The sequence below is a fragment of the Streptomyces sp. PsTaAH-137 genome, assembly GCF_003259365.1.
Classification (GTDB): domain Bacteria; phylum Actinomycetota; class Actinomycetes; order Streptomycetales; family Streptomycetaceae; genus Streptomyces.
Genome location: NZ_QLLY01000063.1, coordinates 1 through 3,205, shown reverse-complemented (window position 1 = coordinate 3,205; position 3,205 = coordinate 1). Strand labels below are relative to the sequence as shown.

General features: G+C 73.0%; 2 protein-coding genes. Both read left to right on the top strand.

Translation table 11 applies throughout. The annotated features are described in order from the left end of the window. On the top strand, positions 1–1,741 hold a 1,741-nt coding region (locus K377_RS40775), incomplete at its 5' end, for an acyltransferase domain-containing protein (protein ID WP_146614866.1). A gap of 167 nt (positions 1,742–1,908) precedes the next feature. Next, the coding region (locus K377_RS40770) for a condensation domain-containing protein (RefSeq protein WP_258395323.1) at positions 1,909–3,205 on the top strand (1,297 nt) is incomplete at its 3' end.

Sequence of the window (3,205 nt, the reverse complement as noted above, 5' to 3'; positions counted from 1 at the left end):
CCCCGCGGACGGGCCCGCCGCGGCCACCGGCCCCGCCGACGGCACCGTCGCCGCGGGTCCCGTGCCCTGGGTGCTGTCCGCCAAGAGCGCCCAAGCCCTGCGGCAACAGGCCGCCAGGCTCCGCGAGTTCATCGCCGCCGACCCGTCCCCGGACCTCGCCGACGTGGGCTGGTCGCTCGTGTCGAGCCGGTCCCGGTTCACCCACCGGGCCGTGGTCCTCGGCCACGACCGCGACGAACTCCTCGACGGCCTCGGCGCGTTGAGCGAGGGCACCGAGTCCCCCGCGGTCGTCCGCGGCAGCGCGGGCGGGCTCGGCCCCGTCGCCTTCGTCTTCCCGGGCCAGGGCTCCCAGTGGGCGGGCATGGGACGCGAGCTGTACGAGGCGTTCCCGGTCTTCGCCCGCAGCATCGACGCCTGCGCCGAGGCCCTGTCCGAGTGGGTCGACTGGTCGCTGCTCGACGTGATCCGCGGCGCTGCGGACGCCCCGGGCTTCGACCACGTCGACGTGGTGCAGCCCGCGCTGTTCGCGGTGATGGTGTCCACGGCGGCCCTGTGGCGGTCCTGGGGCGTGGAACCGGCCGCGGTGATCGGCCACAGCCAGGGCGAGATCGCCGCCGCGTACGTGAGCGGCGCGCTGTCCCTGCGGGACGCCACCCGGGTCGTGGCGCTGCGCAGCAAGGCCCTGGTGGGCCTGATCGGGCACGGCGGGATGGCGTCGGTGGGCGCGTCCGCGGACGAGGTGGAGCGACACCTGGCGCCGTGGGGCGACCAGGTGAGCGTCGCCGTCGTCAACGGCCCGTCCTCGGTCGTGGTCTCCGGCGAACCGGAGTCGCTCGACGAGTTCGTGGAGAAGATGAACGCCGAGGGCGTCCAGGCCCGCCGCATCAAGGTCGACTACGCCTCGCACTCCCACCACGTGGCCCGGGTGCGGGACCAGGTGGTCGGCTCCCTGGCCGAGGTCCGTCCCACGACGTCGACGGTGCCGTTCTACTCGACCCTGTACGGCGAGGTCATCGACACCACGCGCCTCGACGCCGGCTACTGGTACGAGAACCTGCGCGAGAAGGTCCTCTTCGAGCCGTCCGCACGGCAGCTGGCCGCGGACGGGTTCCGGGTGTTCGTCGAGGTGAGCCCGCACCCCGTGCTGACCGTGCCGGTGCAGGAGATCCTCGACGACACCGGCGGCGCCGGTGGCGCCGACGGCTCGGGCGACGCGCTGGTCCTGTCGTCCTCGAGGCGCGGCAGAGGCGAGGTGGAGTCCGTGCTCACCTCGCTGGCCACGCTGCACGCGCGCGGCGGAGCCGTCGACTGGGCCGCCCTGTTCGGCACCCGCCGCCGCGTGGACCTGCCGACGTACGCCTTCCAGCACCAGCGCTACTGGCTCGGCTCCGCGCCCACCGCCGCCGTCGCACAGCTGCCGGCCGCCGAGCCGCCCGCGCCCGACGACACCGGCGAGCGCCCCCTGGCCGAGCGGGTCGCCGCGCTCTCCGGCGACGAGGCGAAGGAGCTCGTGCTCGACCACGTCCTCCAGAAGGTCGCCGTCGTGCTCGGACACGCCTCCGGCGGATCCGTCGACGCCGACCGGGAGTTCAAGGAGCTCGGCTTCGACTCGCTGCTGTCGGTGGAGCTCAGCAAGCGCCTGAGCGCCTCGACCGGGCACAAGCTGCGGCCGAACCTGGTGCTGCGGCACCCCTCGCCGCGGCGCATCGCCGGGCACCTCACGACCCTGCTGTCCGCGTAGGGCACGCCGGGGCACCTGTCCCGCCGGCGGGACACCGCAAGCCGTCACGGCCCGGTGTCCCGCCGGGTTCCGAACTGTCTTGTACGGCCGCCGCGCTCTCCCGACCATGGGGGGTGATCTGCGAATTCATCCGGTTTCCGGGCCATTTTGTCTAGGGGTTGATCTGTGTGCGTTCATTCGGTGCGTCCTCTGCGCACAAGGGCATGTGGCGGGCGCAGGAGATGGCCCCCGACACGCCGAACCACGCGCTGACCATGTGGGACGTGGACGGTGACCTGGACCGGGAAGCCATCGGGTCTGCGTTCCTGCACGTCATGGGCGAGGCGGAGGTGCTGCGCGTCACCTTCTCCGACGACGGCGAGGGACTGCGCCTAATCCCCAGGGAGCTGGGCGACTGGCGTCCGTTCGCCCTCGACCTGAGCGCCGAGGCCGACCCCGAGCAGGCGGCCCGCGACGCCCTCGCCGTACTGGTGCGGCAGCCCTTCGACCTCGGCCGGGACCTGCTGTTCCGTCTGGGCGCGGTCAAGCTGTCGGACACCCGCCACCTGCTGGTCATCGCCTACCACCACCTCATCTCGGACGGGTTCGGCGCGGGCGGCCTGCTGTCCCGGCGCCTCGCCGAGGTCTACACGGCCCTGGTGCGCGGCGAGCCGGTGCCCGAGCTCGAACACCCCTGGGACACCGCGTCGTTCGCGGCCGAGGCCACCGACTACCTCGTCTCCGAGAAGTTCACCGAGGACTCCGCCTTCTGGCGCGACTACCTCAAGGACGCGCCCGCCCCCGCGCAGCTCCCGCGCGTCGCCCTCGGCGACGGTCAGCGTGCCGCCCTGTCCGAGCCGCTCGGCAGCGCCGACCGTTGGTCGGAGGTGGCCGAGACCATCGGCATGGCCTCCCGCACGCTGACCGTGCCGCGCGCCGAGGCCGACACCTGGACCGAGACCGCGCAGAACCTGGGCCTGTGGATGTCCCAACTGGTCACCGCCGCCACGGCCGTGTACCTGCGGCACCGCTGCGAGCACCCCGAGTTCCTGCTCTCGCTCGCGGTCGGCAACCGGATCGGCGTGGCCAGCCGCACTCCCGGCCTCGCCGTGAACGTGGTCCCGGTGCGCGCGAAGGTCGGCCTCGACGCGTCCTTCGCGGACATCGCCGAGGCGCTCGTCGACGACACGTACGAGATCTTCGACCACACCGCCTGCCACTACTCCGACATCCAGCGGGCCGCCGGAACCCCGCTGAGCGACCGCGGCAGCTACGGCGCCGTCGTCAACGTCGTCGAGTTCGTCGAGCGGCTCACCTTCGGCGACAGCCCCGCCCGCTACTGCGGCGCGACCACCGGAACCTTCGAGGAGCTGTCCATCGGCGTCTACACCGACGGCAGCCCCGACAGCGACCTGTACATCCGGCTCGACGCCCCCGCCCGCCTCTACGACCGCGCCGAACTCCGCTTCATCGGCGAGGAGCTGA